Here is a 17,959-nt window from a genome sequence, read left to right on the forward strand (position 1 = left end):
TTGCGATCCACGTCCGTCCCACCGAGCGAGAGGGTCCGATGAGCGGAGGACTGTTCGCGCTACTCGACGACGTCGCCGTACTGGCGCGCTTGGCCGCGGCCTCGGTGGACGACATCGGTGCGGCAGCCGGTCGCGCGACCGCCAAGGCCGCGGGTGTGGTGATCGACGACACCGCCGTGACGCCGCAGTACGTCCGGGGTCTGGCAGCCGAACGGGAACTGCCGATCATCAGGCGCATCGCGATCGGCTCGCTGCGCAACAAGCTGGTGTTCATCCTGCCGGCGGCGTTGCTGCTCAGTCAGTTCCTGCCGTGGCTACTGACACCGATCCTGATGGTGGGTGCGACCTACCTCTGCTACGAGGGCGCCGAGAAGGTCTGGGGGCGTCTGACCGGGCACGCCTCGCACGACGAACCGGTGGCCACCGCAGGACCCGACGCCGAGAAGCAGATGGTCAGTGGGGCGATCCGCACCGACTTCATCCTGTCCGCGGAGATCATGGTGATCGCGCTCAACGAGGTCGCCGACCAGTCGTTCTGGCCGCGGCTGATCATCCTGGCCGTGGTGGCCGTGGTGATCACCGTCGTGGTCTACGGCGTGGTCGCGGCCATCGTGAAGATGGACGACGTCGGACTGCACTTCACCGAGCGGTCGTCGGCGTTCGTCCAGAAAGTGGGCAAGGGACTGGTCAAGGGCATGCCCAAGCTGTTGGCTGCGCTGTCGGTCATCGGCACGGTGGCGATGCTCTGGGTGGGCGGACACATCCTGCTCGTCGGCACCGACGAACTCGGCTGGCATGGGCCCTACAGCCTGGTGCACCACTTCGAGGAGGCGGTGCACCACATCGCCGGGATCGGCGCCGTGTTGGCATGGCTGGTCAACACCGCGGCATCCGCGGTGATCGGTCTGGTGGTCGGCACGATCGTCGTCGGGGTCATGCACGTACTGCCGTTCGGCCACAAGGCCGAACAACACACCTGAGACGTCAGACCGGCGATCCGTAGCGCAACTCGAAGCCGGCGCGACGCTCGGCCAGTTGGTCGAGTCGCTGTGCGCGGGTGAGGTAGCGGGTGTCGGCAGGCAGCACGGCGGCCAGGCGGCGCCGGTCCACCACCTGGGCGCGCACGGTCGGTGTCACGTCGGAATCGGGATCGAGATCCTGGAAACGGATCGCGATGGTGCCCTGGTTCAATCCGCCGGTGGACACCCAGTTGTGTACGCCCGGGTCGCGGGCGGAGACGACGAACGTGTAGGTGCCGTCGGAGTTCCGCTGTGCTTGAGCGTTGTTCAGACTGGTCTGCTGATCCCAGTAGTCGCCGGTGACCGTCCACAGATCCGTCACCGGGACAATGAGATAGCGCGCGTTGCCGGGATCGATGGTCAGCACCAGGGCCTCGCGGTCACTCAGCTGGAAATAGCCGGCACTCTGCAGTTGGTTGGCGAGGAACTCGGCGTTGCGGGCCGGATCCCGGAATTCGTTGGGCGCCAGACGCTCTCCGGTCTCCGGGTTCCTGGTGGCGACCTTGATGTACTTGGCCTCCATGGACAGCCCCAGGGCCATCACCGCGGCGGTCACGGTGCCCCGCAGCAGTGTCGGCTGCACGGGGAGCGGCGGGATCAGCGAGACCAGCGTGGTGAGCAGCCGGCTGCGGGTGACCGTGGGACCGATCAGCGGGATCGCGAATCCGCCGAGCTGACTGAACAGGCTGTCGGGTGGGCCGCCGACCCGTTCGATCGCCAGCTCCATCGGCAGCTGCGTGTCCCACCGGGCGAGGGTGTCGCGGACCGCGATCAAGGTGGTGTCGTCGGTGAGCTGTAGATGGTTGACCTGACCGGGCGCCGCGGGATCACCGCTGACCGTGACCGTGAACGAGCCGTCAGCGCCCACCTGCAGTTCCCGGCCGGTGAGGAGGTCGGCGGTGACCCCCGACAGGCCGGTCAGCACACTGAAGGTGAGGTCGCTGGCCGGCGCACCGGTCACGCGGCCGGTGATGACGTAGGACGACGTCTTGTTCACCCCCATGAACCGGTACACGGTGTCGGGGTTGTCGTAGAGGATCCGCGACCCCGGCACGGTCAGCCCGTTCCAGGAGTGCGGCGGGGCCACCTGGGCCACCACGGTCGGACGCATCGGGTTGAGCAGTTGCTGTTGGAACGCCGCCGCCATCGCGTACTCGTCGACCGCCCGAGCCAGCCGGTCCATGTTCGCGCGGTCGACCCCGCCGAGGTCCCGGTACTCGCGGCGCGCGGTGGCCAGCCACCCGCTGCGCAGCACGCCCTTCATCCACCGCACCGGCAGGGTTGCCACCGTCCTGGTCGCGATGCGTTCGGCCTCGAGTTGCTGCTCGGTGGCCAGCGGTCTGGCCGGCGGCGCATCCTCGGTGACGGCGTCTCGGCGCGCCGAACCGGCCAACGTCCACAGCGCCGTGGAGGCGGGTTCGGCGGGCGGGTCCGCCGGGCCGGTGCGATCGGCCGGGGGTGGTGCCTCGGTGTCCTCGGGCCGGTCCACCGGGTCTTCGCGCAGCGTCACCGTGGCGCGTCGCTGCGCGCGGCGGGAGACGCGATCCTCGTCGGCAGGGTCTTCTTCGGCGGCTTGGGCGACTGCGGCGCGAGTCGGTCTGTCGGCCCGTTCCGGCGTCCGTGCTCGCTGCGAGTCGCGTGCCGAGCTGTCGTCGGCGCGGGACCGCGGCGACGACGTGTCGTCGGCGGAGGCGATCGCCGGACTGTGGGCCAGCGCCACTCCGACGCCGGCCATCACGGCCAGTGCGCCGAACCGTCCGAGCATCCGTTCGTGTCGCATCCGAGACGGTGGTGCCATCGGCGGATCCTTCCGCTGCTACCCGCCCGTACCGTAACCAACACCGGGTCCGCGGCACGGCGAAACAGCGTGATCCGCCGGCTAGCGGTCTTCGCTGCCGGTGCGGTCGCCGATGAACGCGCGCAACCGGGCGTCACTGCTGGTGAACCGTTCCACCTCTTCGCCGCCGTCGCAGCGCAACAACGCGACGGTGATCTCCTCGCCGCGCCGGTGCAGCACCTGCCACACCGCGCCGGCGTCCTCCCATCGCTGCAACTCGGCAACCCGGTCGACATTCATGACCGCCACCTTGTCACCTAACTTGGAGGTCATGCACGCCGCGTCCGCGGTCGCCGTTGCGGCGACGTTCATCTGGTTGGGAATGGTCCTGGCGATCTCGTTTCTGGAGGCGCCGCTGAAGTTCCGGGCGCCCGGGGTGACCTTGCAGGTCGGTCTCGGGATCGGTCGTCTGGTGTTCCGTGCGCTCAACAGCTGCGAGGTGGTCCTGGGTGCGGTGGCGGTGATCGCGCTGTTGGTCGGCGGCCAGTCGTACGCAACGCTTGTCGCCGTCATCGTGGCGGCGGTGATGCTGGCCGGGCAACTGCTGTTCGTGCGGCCGGCGCTGACCCGCCGATCGGACGCGGTACTGGCCGGCCACGAGGGTCCCCGGTCGCACGCGCATTTCGTCTACGTGGGACTGGAGGCGGTCAAGGTGGTCGCGTTGATCTGCGCGGGCGTCCTGCTGCTCACGGCGTGATCAGAAGGCCCGAAGGTAGGGAAAGCTACCCTCACCTGCTCGGGTAGGCTCTGCGCTCACGATGACTGACGTGTTGCCCGTCCTGCCCCGGGAGCTCACCGAGCTCAGCGACGAAGTTCGCGCCGTCCCGGCGCCGCCGATCCCGCAGTTGGCCGAGCCGTATGCGACGCGTGTCGTCGACCCGGATACCGACGCCGCGATGATCTCGGAGTGGATGAACCGGCCCCACCTGGCCGAGGCATGGGAGTACGACCGGCCCGTGCAGTGGTGGCACGGCTATCTGCGGGCCCAATTGGCCGGTGACTATTCCCGCCCGGTGATCGGCAGCCTGCGGGGCACGGAGTACGGCTACGTCGAGGTCTACCGGGCCGCCAAGGACTCGATCGCGACGCGCTATGACGCCGACCCGCATGACCTCGGGCTGCACGCCGCGATCGCCGATCTGCAGATCGTCAACCGCGGGTTCGGCCCGCTGCTGCTGCCGCGGCTGGCCGCGAGCCTGTTCGAGCTGGAACCGCAGTGCCGGCGGATCATGTTCGACCCCGACCACCGCAACACCGGCGCGCGGCGGCTGTGTGAGTTCGCCAAGTGCGAGTTCCTCGGCATCCACGAGATGTCGAATCGCACGATGGCGCTCTACGCGCTGCACCGGCCGTCCTGAGCCGAACCTCTCAGTCGGTGGTGCCGCCGATCATCTCGGCGTAGCCGTCGAAATCCGGGCGCATCGCAGCGGCCACCAGCTCCCACAGCACCTCGTCGGTGCCGCCGCCGACGCGGGCGAGCTTCATGTCGCGCCACCAGCGCCCCAGCGGCGTCTCGTCGACCAGATAGCCCGAACCGCCGAAGATGTGCATGCACTCCGAGAGCACTTCTTCCCCGAGGCGCGCGGCGGTGACCTTCACCGCCGCGGCGGCGCGCAAGTCCAGACGGCCTTGTGCGGCAATGCCGTTGAGTCCGTGGCGCAACAGGTCGACGCGCGCCTGCAGGTCGGCCATCCGCATCCGCAGCGCCTGGTGCTCGAACAGGGTGGACCCGAACTGGCGGCGCTGCACCATGCGGGCGTGGGTGATGCCCAGCACCCGCTGGCAGGACGAGGCGACCTGCCCGGCGATCGACATCCGCTCGTGGGCCAGGCCCCACGAGATGGCGGCCAGCCCGGTGCCCGCGCGGGCGACCAGATGATCGGCGGGTACCCAGGTGTCGATGTGCACCGCTGCGGTGTCCAGCGGTCCGGCGCCGACTTTGCGGTAGGGCGTCTGCACCTCGACCTGGCTGGTCGGGACGGCGATGACCAGGACGTTGCCATGCCTGCTGGTGGGATCATGATCGACGCTGCGCGCGACGACCATGATGTGGTCGGCGATGGGGGACAGGGAGACGAACTTCTTGATCCCGCGGACCTCGAAACCGTCACGCGCGGAACGGACCTCGGTCTCCACGATCTGCAGGTCGGAACCGCCGGACTCCTCCGAGGCGCCGATGCACAGCACCGCCTCACCGTCGATGGCCTGCTCGCAGATCTTCTTGAGGTGGTCGGACCTCCCGAAGCGGCGCAGCAGCGCGACGGCCGAATCGTGCAGGCTGACACCGACGCCGATGCCGGCCGAGCCGAGATGGCCCAGCTTGTAGGCCAGTTCGAGGAGTTTGGGGACGTCGGGCATCTGGCCGCCCTCGGGTGCCCCCCACTTGCTGCGGAACACGCCACGGGCACCGAGATGCTCGATCATCTTGCGCGGGAACCGTTCTGAGTCCTCGGCCTCGGCGGTCCACTCGGTGATGGTGTCATCGAACACCTCGTCGAGGAGTTCGCGGTAGGCGTCGATGTCGACGGGCACAGACGTGGTCACGCGCGCACGGCCTCCAGGTTCTGCTTGACTTCCAGGCGCCGCAGTTTCCCCGACGAGGTGCGCGGCAGCGAGCCGGGGGCCAGGAACACCACATCGGCGGGAACCACGCCACACTCGGCGGCGACCCGGGCGATGACCTCGCTGCGGGCCCCGGCTTCGTCGGGCCCGCGGAACTCCGCGGCGATCACCAGGGCTTGGCGGGCGGAATCGCCGCTGCTGCTGACCGCGACGACCGCGCCCTCGCGCACACCACGGACACCCGCGGCGACCCGCTCGACCTCGCTGGGGAAGATGTTGCGTCCCGCGACGGTGATCAGTTCCTTGATCCGGCCGCAGACCACGAGCCCGGAATCCGTCAGATAGCCGAGGTCGCCGGTGCGGAACCAGTCCCCGGGCGCCAGCGGCGCCTGCCCGAGGTACCCGGACATCATCGACGTGCCGCGGATCTCGATCTCGCCGATGCCACGCTCGTCGGGGTCGTCGTGGTGCTCGGTCGGGGTGACCCGCACCTCCATGCCGGGAACCGGTTGACCGAGTACGGCATGCCGTTTGACGGAATCAGTTACGGGGTCAGGTATTTCGTCGAACAGCAGACCGGTGCCGGGAAGCGGCGAGGTGACCGCGCAGGTCGACTCCGCCAGCCCGTAGCTGGGGGCCGCGGCATGCGGGTCGAGCCCGAACCGGGCCATCTCGGTCAGGAACAGCTGGTAGCCCTCGCAGTCGATCGGCTCGCCGCCGTTTATGGCGAACCGCAGCCGGCCCAGGTCGACGTCGGACACGCGCCGCGAGTAGCGGCCGAGCACGGTGTAGGCGAAGTTCGGGGCGGCGGTCAGGCTGGCCCGAGACTCCGAGAGCCAGGACAACCAGCGGAACGGGGACGCGGCGAATGCTGCGGTGGGCGCCAGCCAGATCTCCGACCCCGACAGCATCGCGGTGAGCAGGAACGTCAGTCCCATGTCGTGGTAGAGCGGAAGCCAGCTGCAGCCGACGTCCACCGCGGGGTCCACGCGCGTTTGTTGCAGGAGAGCGGAAACGTTGGCGTACACCGCTTCCGGGGGCAGCTGTGCTGTGCGCGGGGTGCCGGTGGAGCCGGCCGTACCCTGCAGGACCGCGGTTGCACCCGGCGTAGCCGGTGTCAGACTGGTCGAGCGCTGTGCGGAGCCGATCGCTGCCGCGTCATGAATGGTCAGCCCGGTGTTGTTGGTTGACAACAATTCCCGATACTCCGGGGTGATCACCTGGGTCACGCCGATTCCGCTGAACCGTTCGGCGGTGGCACGCGCCCACTGATCGGGGTCGGCGCCACGGACCGGACCGGGCAGGATCGACAGCGCCCGGCCGGCCAGCCACGCGCCCTGGATCGCGGCGACGAATTCGACCGTCGGCTCGCCGACCAGACCGACCGCGCCGCCGGCGCCCGCACCGACGCGCTCGGCGATGTTCTCCGCGCGGGCGTGCACCTCCTGCCACGGGTGCCGGACCCACGTCGAGTCGGCCCGGTCGAACAACACCAGGTCGCGGGGCGTCGTCGTCATCGCCGACGACAGCGCAGCACTCAGCGCGCTCACTGGTCTGCGGGAACCTTTGCCAGGATCGCGTTCTCCAGGTCGCCGACGGTGTCGCAGGTCAGCAGATCCTCTTCCGAGAGCGCCACCCCGATCTTGTCCTCGATCGCGACCATCCCGACCGCGAACGCCACCGAATCCAGGCCGACGTCGTCGATCAACCGGGAGTCGCGCGTGACCCGGCTGAGGTCGACATTCAGGTCATCGCGCAGGATCTCGGTGAGTGCCGCGCTGATGGCTTGCGGCGAAGAGGTCTCCATGCGGCGGAAGGTTACACCGCCGAGTAAAGGTAGGCTCCCCTTACCCTCGCGCTCAGCCGCGCCTGCGTCCGGTTCCGGCGTTGCGCCGACCCTCACCACCGCGTTGCCAGCCAATGGCCCAGGAACGCCGCGGACAGCCCGAGCGCCACGCTGAGCACGATGTTGACAGCCGCCAACAGGCCGCGGCGCTGCTCGCCGAGTTCGTAGGTCTGGGCCATCCAAGTCGAGAACGTCGTGTACGAACCGACGAACGCCGTCCCCGCCAACAGTGCCGCCTGCGTCGGTAAGGCCAGGCCGGCGACGGCACCCAGCAGCAGCGCCCCGGTGACGTTGACCGCCAGGATCCCGACCGGGAACGGACCCGACGCCCGTCGGGACACCCAACCGTCGACCACCCACCGGGTGACCGCACCCAGCCCGCCGAGTACCGCCACCCCGGCCCACACCAGCGTCGCCGTCATCAGGACATCAGCCGTCGCGCTGTGGCGAATGCGGCCAGCCCGGCCGCGATGCTGGCCGCGGTGTAGCCCAGTGCCAGCCCGACGTGCCCGTGCTCGACGATCGTCAGCGTCTCGACCTGCATCGTGGAGAACGTGGTGAGACCACCGCAGAAGCCGACGCCCAGCAACGCTCGCGGATATTTCGAACCGCTCGGGCGGTGCTGGAGCGCGGTCAGGACCACACCCAGCACGAACGCGCCGACGACGTTGACCCCGAATGTCGGCCACGGCCAGTGTCCAGGATCGGGCGCGACCAGCGCCTCGATGCCGGCGCGTCCCAGCGTGCCCAGCGCTCCGCCGACGAACACCGCGGCGACCTCACGTACGTCAACGGCCACCAGCGAAGTATGCCGACCTGCGGTTGTGCGGGAGGCGGGACAGGCGTAGCAGAATCGGTCGCATGGCGGCCAACCCTCGCGCCGGAACGCCGGCACAACCCGAAGACCTCATCGACATCGCCGCGGTGGTGACGGCCTACTACACCGTGGCGCCCGATCCCGACGATGTCGACCAGCAGGTCAGCTTCGGGACCTCGGGCCATCGGGGGTCGAGCCTGGACGCCGCGTTCAACGAAGCGCACATCCTGGCCACCACGCAGGCCATCGTCGAGTACCGGGCGGCCCAGGGCATCGACGGCCCGCTGTTCCTCGGCCGCGACACCCACGCGCTGTCCGAACCGGCGTGGTCCTCGGCGCTGGAAGTGCTGGCCGCCAACGACGTTGTGGCCATGATCGATTCGGCCGGCCGCTACACCCCGACCCCGGCAATCAGCCACGCCATCCTGACCCACAACCGGGGGCGTACCGCCGGACGCGCCGACGGCATCGTCGTCACCCCGTCGCACAACCCGCCCCGCGACGGCGGTTTCAAGTACAACCCGCCCAACGGCGGACCGGCGGACACCGACGCCACCGGTGCGATCGCCGCGCGCGCCAACGAGATCCTGCGCGACGGCCTGCGCGCGGTGAAGCGCGTCCCGCTGGCCCGGGCGTTGCAGCATGCGCAGCGCCACGACTACCTCGACGCCTACGTCGCCGACCTGCCCAACGTCGTCGACCTGCACGCGATCAGCGCCGAAGGCATCCGCATCGGTGCGGACCCGCTCGGCGGGGCCAGCGTCGACTACTGGGCCGCGATCGCCGAACGGCACAACCTCGAGCTCACCGTGGTCAACCCGCTCGTCGACGCGACCTGGCGATTCATGACGCTCGACACCGACGGCAAGATCCGGATGGACTGCAGCTCCCCGAACGCCATGGCCTCGCTGATCGCCAACAGGGACAAGTATCAGATTGCGACCGGCAATGATGCCGACTCCGACCGCCACGGCATCGTCACCCCCGACGCGGGGCTGCTCAACCCCAACCACTATCTGGCCGTCGCGATCGACTACCTGTTCGCCCACCGACCCGACTGGGCCGCGGGCACCGCCGTGGGCAAGACCGCGGTCAGCTCGTCGATCATCGACCGTGTCGTCGCGGGGCTGGGACGCGACCTGGTCGAGGTGCCCGTCGGGTTCAAGTGGTTCGTCGACGGACTGATCGGCGGCACCATCGGGTTCGGCGGTGAGGAGAGCGCCGGGGCGTCGTTCCTGCGGCGCGACGGTTCGGTGTGGACCACCGACAAGGACGGCATCATCCTGGCGCTGCTGGCCGCGGAGATCCTCGCCGTGACGGGATCCACGCCGTCGCAGCGCTACGCCGAACTGGCCGACAGGTACGGCGCACCGACCTACGCCCGCATCGACGCGCCGGCCGACCGCGAGCAGAAGGCCCGCCTGGCCAAGCTCTCACCCGAGCAGGTCAGCGCCACCGAACTGGCGGGGGAGCCGATCACCGCGAAGCTGACCGCCGCACCCGGCAACGGCGCCCCGCTGGGCGGGCTCAAGGTGACGACCGAGAACGCATGGTTCGCCGCGCGCCCGTCGGGCACCGAGGACGTCTACAAGATCTACGCCGAATCCTTCCGCGGTCCGGAGCACCTGGCCGAGGTGCAGGCCGCCGCCCGGGATGTGGTGACGGCGGTCATTTCGTGAGTTCGCCCGCTCCGGGCGACACGCAACCCGAGGGCAAGCGCCGCCTGCCCCGGGAAGTCTGGGTTCTGGTCGCCGCGAACATCGTCGTCGCGCTCGGTTACGGCGTGGTGGCCCCGGTGCTGCCGCAGTACGCGCGCCACTTCGGGGTCAGCATCAGTGCCGCGACGTTCGTCATCACCGCGTTCGCGGTCATGCGGCTGGTCGGGGCGCCGCCGGCGGGCATGCTGGTGCAGCGGATGGGGGAGCGCCGCGTCTACATCAGCGGTCTGATCATCGTCGCGGTGTCCACCGCGGCGTGCGCGTTCGCCGAAACCTATTGGCAACTCCTGCTGTTCCGCTCCCTGGGCGGGATCGGTTCGGCGATGTTCACGGTGTCCTCGCTCGGGCTGATGATCCGGATCTCGCCGTCCGACGCGCGTGGACGTGTCGCCGGGCTGTTCTCGTCGGGCTTCATGATCGGTTCGGTCGGGGGTCCGATCCTCGGCAGCCTGACCGCCGGCTTCGGGCTGTCGGCGCCTTTCCTGATCTACGGCGCCGCCCTGCTGGTCGCTGCGACCGTGGTGTTCGTCAGCCTGCGCAACTCGGCGGTGGTCAGCGCGCCCGAGGAGGATCCCGCGCCGCCGGTGTCGTTCCGCACCGTGTTCGGACACCGCGCCTACAAGGCGGCGTTGTTCTCCAACTTCGCCACCGGGTGGGCGTCGTTCGGGCTGCGGATCGCATTGGTGCCGCTGTTCGTCGTGGAGGTGCTCGGTCGCGGCCCCGGGGCGGCCGGTTTGGCGCTGACCGCGTTCGCGGTCGGCAACATCTCGGTGGTCATCCCCAGCGGCTATCTGTCCGACCGGCTCGGGCGTCGCAAGCTGCTGATCTTCGGGCTGTCCCTGGCGGCGGTGTCCACCGCGCTGGTGGGCTTCACGACCTCGCTGCCGATCTTCCTCGTCGCGGCCTACGTCGCCGGTGCGGCGACCGGCATCTTCGTCTCCCCTCAGCAGGCCGCCGTCGCCGACGTCGTCGGCAACAAATCGCGCGGCGGCACCGCAGTGGCGACCTTCCAGATGATGGCCGACCTCGGGTCGATCGGGGGCTCGCTGCTGGTGGGCCTGATCGCCCAGTACACCTCGTTCGGGTGGGCCTTCCTGATCAGCGGGCTCATCCTGGCCGTGGCCGCAGTGGGCTGGATCTTCGCCCCCGAAACCCGGCCCCGGACCTCCCGCGAGCACACCGAGGTCCGCCCCTACGGACCCGAGGCCGGAGGCGAAGTGCCGTGACCAGCGATTTTGAAGGTCAACGGCTGGTGGTGTAACTTCGGTGAGCACAACACGGGGCTATGGCGCAGTTGGTAGCGCACCACACTGGCAGTGTGGGGGTCAGGGGTTCGAGTCCCCTTAGCTCCACTTTCGGAAGACCCGCTCGGACCACTGGTCCAGGGCGGGTTTTGCGTTATGTGCGGCTCGGTGGTCCGCTGCGGTCAAACGGTGCATCGCACTACGGGTGGCCCCGTCCCCTCATACCGCCGGGCCCCATCATGCCGCCGGGCCCCATCATGCCGCCGGGCCCCATCATGCCGCCGGGCCCCATCATGTCCTGCATCATCGCCGGCATCCCTTGCTCGACGAAGCCGGTGACCTCGCGGGCATGGTCGCGGATCACTGCTGCGATGTCTGGGTCGTCAGCCGTTTCCACGGCGATCACACCGGTCGGGGTGAAGGTCACTTCGCGTCGATAACCGCCGGCGTTGCGGAACAGGGTCGGCAGGGTCGCGCTCATGCACATCATCTCCGCGCCTTGCTCCAGGCGGCTGTACATGCTGGACACGTGAGACTGCAACTGTGCGGCGAGGTCGGGTGAGTCCGACTCGGTAGTGGTGCGCACCCCGCCCGGTATCTCTTCCACCGTGCGCCTGATCTCGTGGTGTCGGGCGAACATCTCCATGTAGAGCTGCATGTCCGCCGGCCCGCCCATCATGCCGCCCTGCGTGAGGCGGATACCTGTCCCGACGGATTCGTCGATGTAGCGACGGCCATACCGCAGACCCAGGGCGCTGCCCGCCGCCAACGCTCCCAGGGCGGCCAGTGCCACTCGGCGGTTCATCGACTGTGCCATCACAGCACTCGGGCAGAAGCCTATGGCCGTGGTGTAGTCGGAGCCGTCGTCGTCGGCTGGTGACCGGGCCACTGATTCGGCCCCATCATGCCGGGCCGCATCATGCCGGGTCCCATCATGCCGGGCTGGTGGTGTCCATCACGAAAATCGCCGGATGAGTATCTCCCCATGAAGAAACCGGAGAAGAACACCACAGCGACGATGAACACGACACCGGCGACGATACCCACCCAGATCAAGATGGAACTCGCCCGGTTGCGCCCACCCTCGTATGGCGGCGACTCGACGGCGCGGCGCTCCCCGGTCACGGTGGCTTGTTCCGGTCGGGACTGAACAGGTTCCGTCATGGCTCAACCATACGCTCAAGACACTATGCCGGGTAGGGTATGCAACTTATCCGCCGCCGGGGATTTCTCGATACCCCGTCGCCGCCGAATGCCAGCCGGCACACCCGAATTCACCCCGACGGTCTGGGGATCCCCTTGACTCCACCCGAACGGTCTCAGGCGGTCAGTCCGTACTCCCCGGCCTTGGCGAAAGCGTCGTCGACGAGCACGACGTCGACTCCTGCGCGGGCCAATAGCGACGTCGCGATCGATGCGCGGTAGCCCGATCCGCAATGCACCCAGACGGGCCCGGTGGGTACGTCGTCCAAACGGTCCGGCAGCTCGTGCAGGGGGGTGTTGATAGCGCCGGGAATGTGCTCTTCGTCGTATTCGTGGCTTTGTCGTACGTCCAGCACGGCCAGCGAGCCGGAGGCGAGTTCTTCTGCCAGAGCGCCGAAGTCGGCCACGGGGTAGGAATCCAGTGGGTCACCGTCGCTCAGATCTCGGATGTCGCCGGTGGCCGCGCCGGTCAGCCAATCGACCCCGATGCGTACCAGTTCCCGCTTGGCGTCGGCGACCTGCTCGGGGGAGTCTCCGATGAATGTGAGCGGAGCGCCCCAGTCGTAGAGCCAGCCGAAGTAACTGACGAAAGAACCGGACAGCTCGAAACCCAGGGTGCCGGGCAGGTGGCCGGCGGCGAACGCTGTGCGGTCGCGCAGGTCGACCACCCACTCGCCGGCGTCGATCCGTCGGCGCAGCTCCGTCGGGTCGATCGGCTCCGGCGGCGTCAGATCGACGGGAGCCGGCCCTTCGCGGTTGATGACGCCCATGTGGGCGTAGTAGGCGGGGTAGGCGGACAGCCCGGCCATCAACTCGTCGATGAAGCTCTGTTCATCCTGAGTGAGCGCCGGGTTGGTGCCGCGCTGTTCCTCGATGGTCGAGGAGTCGCCCGACGCGGGTGTTGCCGAACAGAAGCTGCCGAATCCGTGGGTCGGGTAGATCGGGGTGTCTCCGGGCAGACGGTCGGCGAGTTTGTGTACCGAGTGGTACTGGGCGCGCGAGAGCTCCTCGGTGTCCTCCGGTCTGACGAGGTCGGTACGTCCGGTGGTCCCGTACAACATGGAGCCACCGGTGAAGACGGCATGGACTGCGTCGGTGTCGTCGCGCAGCGCGTAGCTGACGTGGTGGTGGGTGTGTCCCGGGGTGTGGAGCACTTCCAGTCGCATCGGCCCGGCGTCGATGATGTCCCCGTCGGCGACCGGACGATGGGCGTAGTTGACCTCATCACCTGCGGGCACTGCGTATTCGGCGCCGACAGTGCGCGAGAGCTCGAGTCCTCCGGTCACGTAGTCGTTGTGCAAGTGGGTCTCCAGCACGTGGGTGATCCGTGCCTTGCGTTCTTCGGCGAGGATGAGCACGCGGTCGATGTCCCGTTGCGGGTCGATGACCACGGCGACATCACCGTGGGTGACCAGGTAGCTACGGTCGCCGAGTCCTGAGGTTTCGATGATCGTGACGTCCATGTTTGCTCCTTTGTGCGTGTCAGTTGAGAACGACGGTGTCGACGAGTACGTAGGTGGCGACCACGAAGACGAGGTAGGCGAACCAGCGTTGCAGGCGCGCGGTGTCGGTCTTGGTGCCGAAGTATCCGGCCACCAGTGACGCGGCCATCGCGGCGGCGACGAACACGGTGGTGACCTTCCAGTCGATGCTGACCGATTGCAGGTGCGTACCGATGCCGACGACAGAGTTGGCGATAATGATCAGCAGCGAAGTGCCGATGGCCGTGGACATTTCGACTCCGAGAACCACGACCAGCGCCGGGATGATCAGAAACCCGCCGCCGACCCCGAACAGTCCGGTCAGTATGCCGACCAGCAGGCCGGCACCGAGGGAACGCGGTACGCAGCGGCGCCAGTTCACCTGTCCGGCCTCGACCTTGCAGGCCGTTCCGGTGTCACCCTGCTCGGTGAGCATGCGAACGCCGGCAACCACCATGACGACGGCGAATCCGATCATCAGTGCGGCGTGGGGTAGGTGAGCGCTGATGGCGCTACCGGCAACCGTGGCCGGGATTCCGGCGACGGCGAAGATGCCGGCCATGCGCCACCGGACCTGCTGGGCGCGGATCTTGGGCAGCACACCGACGGCCGAGGCTGCGGCGACGACGATCAACGAGATCGGGATCGCCTGTTGGATGTCGAACCCCATGGCGTAGACCAGGGCCGGCACCGCAAGGATCGAACCGCCTCCGCCGAGTAGTCCCAGGAGCACTCCGATCAGCGCGCCGAGGCCCAGGGCCAGTGCGGTCGCCATGGGGGTCACCTACCCTTCTCCATCGCTGTGTGTCACACGGCAGCGTGAGCGTCGACCCACGCGTTGTACCCGCCGAGAAGATCAGAGGCCGGCCCAAAACCGTTCGCGCGCAACAACGATGCGGCCACACTGGAGCGCCAACCACCCGCGCAGTGCACCACGATCGCCTTGTCGGTCGGGATCTCGTCGACGCGGTTGCGCATCTGGGCGAGCGGAATGTGCAACGAGCCCGGAATGGCGCCACCCTCGCGCTCGCCGGGATTGCGGACGTCGATCAGTGTCACCGTATCGTCGGCGAGCAGCGTATCCAGCTCGGTGACCGTGATGCGAGACGCAGTCTGCACCAGGTCGGCGAGCTCGGCGGGGAACTGGCCGTCTCGGCCCACGTTGAGATAGCCGATGGTGTCGTCGAATCCGATGCGCGACAGACGTAGTGCTGCCTGCTGCTCCTCGCCCGGATACGTGATGAGGGCGATCTGCTCACCGATCTCGGTCACCATGCCGCCGGTTTCGGCGAACCGTCCGTCGAAGCCCACGTTCACCGTCCCCCGGAGATGCCCAGCGGCGAAATCCTCGACACTGCGTGCGTCGATGACGCGCACCCCGGCATCCAATGCAGCACGGAGCTGTTGCGGGGCCATTTCGGGCACGGTGCGGCCCGGCCGAAGCAGGGGATGCACCCGCTTGTTCATCGCTGCGTCGGACGCGAAGTACGCCGGCGCGGCGGGCTGACCCGCGGTGAGCATCGCGATGAACGCGTCCTGCGGCATGGGCTGGACTGACGGGTTGCTCAACCGTTGTTCCCCGATGGTCGAGGTCAGTTCGGTCGACAGGTTCTTCCCGCACGACGAGCCCGCCCCATGGGCCGGCATCACGATCACACTGTCGGGCAACGTCATCAGCTTGTCGTGAATGGTGCGATACATCGCCCGCGCCAAATCCGTGGTGGAGCCCTCGCCGATGTTGACCAGGTCCGGTCGGCCGACGTCGCCGATGAACAGCGAGTCGCCGGTGAGCACGGCGACCGGATCGGCGCCGGACCGCTCTCGCACCAGCAGGCTGATCGATTCCCAGGTGTGCCCCGGCGTCGAGAGGATCTCCAGGTCGACCTCACCCAGGGACAGATGTTCTCCGTCGGCCAGCCTGCGGATCGGGTAATCGGTTTCGGCAGCCTCACCGAACCCGATCCACGCGCCGGTCGCATCGACCAGTTCCAGGTGTCCGGAGACGAAGTCGGCGTGGAAATGTGTGTTGATGACCCCTTCGATCGTGAGGTCGAACCTTCGCGCGTCGGCGAGATACTCGCTGATATCGCGACGCGGATCGACCACCACCGCGCGCCCGGTGGTCTCATCGCCGACCAGGTACGACGCGTGTGACAGACATTCGATGTAGTACTGCTCGAGAATCATCGACGGTTCCTTTCAGTCCGTTGCGGGGCTCTGCGTTCGGTCGCCCGCCACATCTCGACAATACCCCCTAGGGTATTTATTCCGATTGGACGATAGATACCCCTGCGGGTATGCTCCAACATACCCCCATAGGTATAAATCAGACAACCGACAGGAGAGTCCCGCCTCATGGCAACGTCCACGGTCACCGCCGTCGAGCTGCAAGAACTACTCGCCTCGCCTCATCCGCCCCGCCTCGTCGACGTCCGCACTCCGGCTGAGTTCGAGACCCTCCACATCGACGGCTCCTACAACGTGCCGCTCGATCTGCTGCGGGAGCATCGCAACGACATCGCCGGGCACCTGGATCAACATGTCGTTCTGATCTGCCGCTCGGGGCAGCGCGCCACCCAAGCCGAGCAGGCACTGCGAGGAGCTGGTCTGACGAACGTCCACTTCCTCGACGGAGGCATCACCGGCTGGGAGGCGCAGGGGTTCGCCCTCAACCGCGGGGCCCAGCGCTGGGACCTGGAGCGCCAGGTGCGCCTCGTCGCCGGCCTCATCGTCGCTGTGAGTGTGCTCGGCAGCGTCTTTGTTCCGTACCTCGAATGGGTGGCCTTCGCGATCGGCGCCGGTCTCACGGTCGCCGCGCTGACGAACACCTGCGCCATGGGCATGCTGCTGGCGCGGCTTCCCTACAACCGCAGGGGCGTCGTCTGCGATGCCGCGACGATCGTGGACCAGCTGGCGCCGGACCGCAAGGGGGACGCCGAATCTGCGGTCGCACCGACGGAATCGCCGCAAGGGCGGAACCGTTGACCAAGTATGCGTCATACCCCCTCGGGTAACCTCGCTGGAGCTGCAACGAAAGGGAACACCATGGTCGGCGACCAAGAAGCCATCGATGCGGTCCTCAACCGGCTGCGCCGGGCGCAGGGCCAACTCGCCGGCGTCATCTCGATGATCGAGCAAGGACGCGAATGTAAAGACGTCGTCACACAGCTGGCGGCCGTCTCCCGTGCGCTCGACCGCGCAGGGTTCAAGATTGTCGCCACCGGATTGCGGGAATGCCTGGCCGGTGAGTCGTCCGGCGCCGACAAGCCCATGACCGAAGCCGAACTGGAGAAACTGTTCCTCGCGCTGGCCTGACCGACGATGACAAAGGAGTCACCATGAGCATCGCGCTCGCAACAAGCCTGAAGACGTCATTCGACGACGCCGTTGCTCGTACCCGAGAAGCGTTGTCCCAGCAGGGCTTCGGAGTTCTCACCGAGATCGACGTCAAAGCGACCCTGAAGAACAAGCTCGACGAGGATATGGAGAACTACTTGATCCTCGGCGCGTGCAACCCACCGCTCGCCCACCGCGCGGTCAGTGCAAACCGCCAGATCGGCCTGCTGCTGCCCTGCAACGTCGTGGTGCGCAGCGACCCCGACGACCCGGACACCACACTCGTCGAGGCCATGAACCCCCAACTGCTCGTCGACGTGACCGAGGACCCTGCACTACAGCCCGTCGCCCGAGAAGTGGGGGAGAAGCTCGAGGCCGCGATTGCGGCGTTGACGGCCTGACCGCAGACGCGCGCTGCGCAATTTTCCGAAGTGACGGGGCAGTCACGACGGAGGCCAGTCGAACTGGCTGTTGCGTTGCCCGGCCCGCGTGGCGAACGCGTCGAGTGCGCTGAGGACGTCTGGTGCACGCCGACGATTTCACGGCAATCGCTCACGCGGTTTGCGTCGGGTAGGTTCACAGCGATCGACCTGCCGCCTACCGAAAGCCATCATGTCCGAGGACCAGAGCACCGACGTTCCGCCGAATCACCTCTCCATCGACCCGAACAGTCCGTTCTTCAGCGAAGAGGTGCTCGCGCGCGACGTCGGCATTCGCTTCAACGGCGTGGAGCGGACCAATGTCCACGAGTACAACGTGGCTGAGGGGTGGGTGCGCGTGGAGGTGCCCGCCAGGGATCGCCGCGGGAATCCCATGGTCGTGAAGCTCACCGGCACGGTCGAACCGTTTTTCCGCCAGGCGGACTAGCGCTGAGCAGACGCACAGCAATTTGGGGA

At 67.9% G+C, this 17,959-nt stretch carries 21 protein-coding genes and 1 tRNA gene; 10 read left to right on the forward strand and 12 right to left on the reverse strand.

Annotation, left to right across the window (positions count from 1 at the left end; genetic code table 11):
• The first annotated feature begins 38 nt into the window (after positions 1-38).
• Positions 39-980 (forward strand): DUF808 domain-containing protein, encoded by a 942-nt coding sequence (locus ACAG25_RS14590; protein WP_370489176.1) that lies wholly within the window; start codon positions 39-41, stop codon positions 978-980.
• Positions 981-984: 4 nt separating this feature from the next.
• On the opposite strand, the gene ACAG25_RS14595 is transcribed toward ACAG25_RS14590, so the two are convergent.
• Both ACAG25_RS14595 and ACAG25_RS14600 read right to left on the reverse strand, forming a co-directional pair.
• The gene (locus ACAG25_RS14595; RefSeq protein WP_370489177.1) at positions 985-2,817 is read right to left on the reverse strand and encodes a hypothetical protein; all 1,833 of its coding nucleotides are present in this window, start codon (positions 2,815-2,817) and stop codon (positions 985-987) included.
• Between the two features lie 81 nt (positions 2,818-2,898).
• The gene (locus ACAG25_RS14600) at positions 2,899-3,096 is read right to left on the reverse strand and encodes a hypothetical protein (RefSeq protein WP_370489178.1); all 198 of its coding nucleotides are present in this window, start codon (positions 3,094-3,096) and stop codon (positions 2,899-2,901) included.
• A gap of 31 nt (positions 3,097-3,127) precedes the next feature.
• Between ACAG25_RS14600 and ACAG25_RS14605 the strand changes: the two genes are divergently transcribed.
• Together ACAG25_RS14605 and ACAG25_RS14610 are read left to right on the forward strand one after the other, a co-directional pair.
• Complete coding sequence (locus ACAG25_RS14605) at positions 3,128-3,553, forward strand: hypothetical protein (protein WP_370489179.1); 426 nt, start codon at positions 3,128-3,130, stop codon at positions 3,551-3,553.
• A 61-nt stretch (positions 3,554-3,614) separates the two neighbouring features.
• Positions 3,615-4,214 (forward strand): GNAT family N-acetyltransferase, encoded by a 600-nt coding sequence (locus tag ACAG25_RS14610; protein WP_370489180.1) that lies wholly within the window; start codon positions 3,615-3,617, stop codon positions 4,212-4,214.
• 10 nt (positions 4,215-4,224) lie between these two features.
• Here the strand turns inward: ACAG25_RS14610 and mbtN are convergent, their stop codons facing one another.
• The 5 genes from mbtN to crcB (ACAG25_RS14635) all read right to left on the reverse strand — a co-directional run bounded on the left by mbtN (position 4,225) and on the right by crcB (ACAG25_RS14635) (position 8,066).
• The gene (mbtN, locus tag ACAG25_RS14615; protein WP_370489241.1) at positions 4,225-5,388 is read right to left on the reverse strand and encodes a mycobactin biosynthesis acyl-ACP dehydrogenase MbtN; all 1,164 of its coding nucleotides are present in this window, start codon (positions 5,386-5,388) and stop codon (positions 4,225-4,227) included.
• An 8-nt stretch (positions 5,389-5,396) separates the two neighbouring features.
• Entirely contained in the window at positions 5,397-6,959 is a 1,563-nt protein-coding gene (gene mbtM / locus ACAG25_RS14620; RefSeq protein ID WP_370489242.1) for a long-chain-fatty acid--ACP ligase MbtM, read from the reverse strand.
• A 5-nt stretch (positions 6,960-6,964) separates the two neighbouring features.
• Positions 6,965-7,225, reverse strand: coding sequence for a mycobactin biosynthesis acyl carrier protein MbtL (locus ACAG25_RS14625; protein WP_370489181.1), 261 nt, complete (start codon positions 7,223-7,225; stop codon positions 6,965-6,967).
• Positions 7,226-7,317: 92 nt separating this feature from the next.
• On the reverse strand, positions 7,318-7,686 hold the full coding sequence (crcB, locus tag ACAG25_RS14630; protein WP_370489182.1) for a fluoride efflux transporter CrcB: 369 nt from the start codon (positions 7,684-7,686) through the stop codon (positions 7,318-7,320).
• A complete protein-coding gene (crcB, locus tag ACAG25_RS14635; RefSeq protein WP_370489243.1) occupies positions 7,686-8,066 on the reverse strand; it encodes a fluoride efflux transporter CrcB in 381 nt (126 codons plus the stop codon). Before crcB (ACAG25_RS14635) ends, crcB (ACAG25_RS14630) begins: the two co-directional genes overlap by 1 nt.
• A gap of 59 nt (positions 8,067-8,125) precedes the next feature.
• Between crcB (ACAG25_RS14635) and pgm the strand changes: the two genes are divergently transcribed.
• The 3 genes from pgm to ACAG25_RS14650 all read left to right on the forward strand — a co-directional run bounded on the left by pgm (position 8,126) and on the right by ACAG25_RS14650 (position 11,151).
• Positions 8,126-9,760 (forward strand): phosphoglucomutase (alpha-D-glucose-1,6-bisphosphate-dependent), encoded by a 1,635-nt coding sequence (pgm, locus tag ACAG25_RS14640; RefSeq protein WP_370489183.1) that lies wholly within the window; start codon positions 8,126-8,128, stop codon positions 9,758-9,760.
• Positions 9,757-11,025, forward strand: a complete 1,269-nt coding sequence (locus ACAG25_RS14645) for an MFS transporter (RefSeq protein ID WP_370489184.1) — start codon at positions 9,757-9,759, stop codon at positions 11,023-11,025. The genes pgm and ACAG25_RS14645 overlap by 4 nt, the downstream gene beginning before the upstream one ends.
• 53 nt (positions 11,026-11,078) lie before the next feature.
• Positions 11,079-11,151 (forward strand) — tRNA-Ala (locus ACAG25_RS14650).
• A gap of 91 nt (positions 11,152-11,242) precedes the next feature.
• Here the strand turns inward: ACAG25_RS14650 and ACAG25_RS14655 are convergent.
• From ACAG25_RS14655 to ACAG25_RS14675, 5 genes are all read right to left on the reverse strand, one after another.
• Positions 11,243-11,860 carry a hypothetical protein gene (locus tag ACAG25_RS14655; protein WP_370489185.1) on the reverse strand — a complete coding sequence of 206 codons (618 nt, stop codon included), beginning with the start codon at positions 11,858-11,860 and terminating at the stop codon, positions 11,243-11,245.
• Between the two features lie 20 nt (positions 11,861-11,880).
• Entirely contained in the window at positions 11,881-12,207 is a 327-nt protein-coding gene (locus ACAG25_RS14660) for a hypothetical protein (protein WP_370489186.1), read from the reverse strand.
• Between the two features lie 155 nt (positions 12,208-12,362).
• On the reverse strand, positions 12,363-13,709 hold the full coding sequence (locus tag ACAG25_RS14665) for a rhodanese-like domain-containing protein (RefSeq protein ID WP_370489187.1): 1,347 nt from the start codon (positions 13,707-13,709) through the stop codon (positions 12,363-12,365).
• Positions 13,710-13,728: 19 nt separating this feature from the next.
• Positions 13,729-14,502 (reverse strand): sulfite exporter TauE/SafE family protein, encoded by a 774-nt coding sequence (locus ACAG25_RS14670; RefSeq protein WP_370489188.1) that lies wholly within the window; start codon positions 14,500-14,502, stop codon positions 13,729-13,731.
• 32 nt (positions 14,503-14,534) lie between these two features.
• On the reverse strand, positions 14,535-15,914 hold the full coding sequence (locus ACAG25_RS14675) for a rhodanese-like domain-containing protein (protein ID WP_370489189.1): 1,380 nt from the start codon (positions 15,912-15,914) through the stop codon (positions 14,535-14,537).
• Between the two features lie 168 nt (positions 15,915-16,082).
• Here ACAG25_RS14675 and ACAG25_RS14680 point away from each other — a divergent pair, with 168 nt between their 5' ends.
• The 4 genes from ACAG25_RS14680 (at position 16,083) to ACAG25_RS14695 (ending at position 17,930) form a co-directional block, all read left to right on the forward strand.
• Positions 16,083-16,712 carry a rhodanese-like domain-containing protein gene (locus tag ACAG25_RS14680; protein WP_370489190.1) on the forward strand — a complete coding sequence of 210 codons (630 nt, stop codon included), beginning with the start codon at positions 16,083-16,085 and terminating at the stop codon, positions 16,710-16,712.
• A 60-nt stretch (positions 16,713-16,772) separates the two neighbouring features.
• A complete protein-coding gene (locus ACAG25_RS14685; RefSeq protein WP_370489191.1) occupies positions 16,773-17,042 on the forward strand; it encodes a metal-sensitive transcriptional regulator in 270 nt (89 codons plus the stop codon).
• A gap of 23 nt (positions 17,043-17,065) precedes the next feature.
• Positions 17,066-17,464, forward strand: coding sequence for a DUF302 domain-containing protein (locus ACAG25_RS14690; protein ID WP_370489192.1), 399 nt, complete (start codon positions 17,066-17,068; stop codon positions 17,462-17,464).
• A gap of 211 nt (positions 17,465-17,675) precedes the next feature.
• Positions 17,676-17,930: a DUF3297 family protein gene (locus ACAG25_RS14695; protein ID WP_370489193.1), complete on the forward strand. Its 255-nt coding sequence runs from the start codon at positions 17,676-17,678 to the stop codon at positions 17,928-17,930.
• Positions 17,931-17,959 lie beyond the last annotated feature (29 nt).

The sequence above is a fragment of the Mycobacterium sp. pV006 genome, assembly GCF_041287115.1.
Taxonomy (GTDB): domain Bacteria; phylum Actinomycetota; class Actinomycetes; order Mycobacteriales; family Mycobacteriaceae; genus Mycobacterium.

What these genes read in the sequence shown, in the direction of transcription:
- ACAG25_RS14685 (WP_370489191.1), top strand. Translation starts at nt 16,773, where the DNA reads ATGGTCGGCGACCAAGAAGCCATCGATGCGGTCCTCAACCGGCTGCGC.
- ACAG25_RS14660 (WP_370489186.1), bottom strand. Translation starts at nt 12,207, where the DNA reads ATGACGGAACCTGTTCAGTCCCGACCGGAACAAGCCACCGTGACCGGG.
- ACAG25_RS14600 (WP_370489178.1), bottom strand. Translation starts at nt 3,096, where the DNA reads ATGAATGTCGACCGGGTTGCCGAGTTGCAGCGATGGGAGGACGCCGGC.
- ACAG25_RS14605 (WP_370489179.1), top strand. Translation starts at nt 3,128, where the DNA reads ATGCACGCCGCGTCCGCGGTCGCCGTTGCGGCGACGTTCATCTGGTTG.
- ACAG25_RS14670 (WP_370489188.1), bottom strand. Translation starts at nt 14,502, where the DNA reads ATGGCGACCGCACTGGCCCTGGGCCTCGGCGCGCTGATCGGAGTGCTC.
- ACAG25_RS14655 (WP_370489185.1), bottom strand. Translation starts at nt 11,860, where the DNA reads ATGGCACAGTCGATGAACCGCCGAGTGGCACTGGCCGCCCTGGGAGCG.
- ACAG25_RS14595 (WP_370489177.1), bottom strand. Translation starts at nt 2,817, where the DNA reads ATGGCACCACCGTCTCGGATGCGACACGAACGGATGCTCGGACGGTTC.
- ACAG25_RS14590 (WP_370489176.1), top strand. Translation starts at nt 39, where the DNA reads ATGAGCGGAGGACTGTTCGCGCTACTCGACGACGTCGCCGTACTGGCG.
- ACAG25_RS14680 (WP_370489190.1), top strand. Translation starts at nt 16,083, where the DNA reads ATGGCAACGTCCACGGTCACCGCCGTCGAGCTGCAAGAACTACTCGCC.
- ACAG25_RS14610 (WP_370489180.1), top strand. Translation starts at nt 3,615, where the DNA reads ATGACTGACGTGTTGCCCGTCCTGCCCCGGGAGCTCACCGAGCTCAGC.
- ACAG25_RS14690 (WP_370489192.1), top strand. Translation starts at nt 17,066, where the DNA reads ATGAGCATCGCGCTCGCAACAAGCCTGAAGACGTCATTCGACGACGCC.
- ACAG25_RS14695 (WP_370489193.1), top strand. Translation starts at nt 17,676, where the DNA reads ATGTCCGAGGACCAGAGCACCGACGTTCCGCCGAATCACCTCTCCATC.
- pgm (WP_370489183.1), top strand. Translation starts at nt 8,126, where the DNA reads ATGGCGGCCAACCCTCGCGCCGGAACGCCGGCACAACCCGAAGACCTC.
- ACAG25_RS14675 (WP_370489189.1), bottom strand. Translation starts at nt 15,914, where the DNA reads ATGATTCTCGAGCAGTACTACATCGAATGTCTGTCACACGCGTCGTAC.
- crcB (WP_370489182.1), bottom strand. Translation starts at nt 7,686, where the DNA reads ATGACGGCGACGCTGGTGTGGGCCGGGGTGGCGGTACTCGGCGGGCTG.
- ACAG25_RS14625 (WP_370489181.1), bottom strand. Translation starts at nt 7,225, where the DNA reads ATGGAGACCTCTTCGCCGCAAGCCATCAGCGCGGCACTCACCGAGATC.
- ACAG25_RS14665 (WP_370489187.1), bottom strand. Translation starts at nt 13,709, where the DNA reads ATGGACGTCACGATCATCGAAACCTCAGGACTCGGCGACCGTAGCTAC.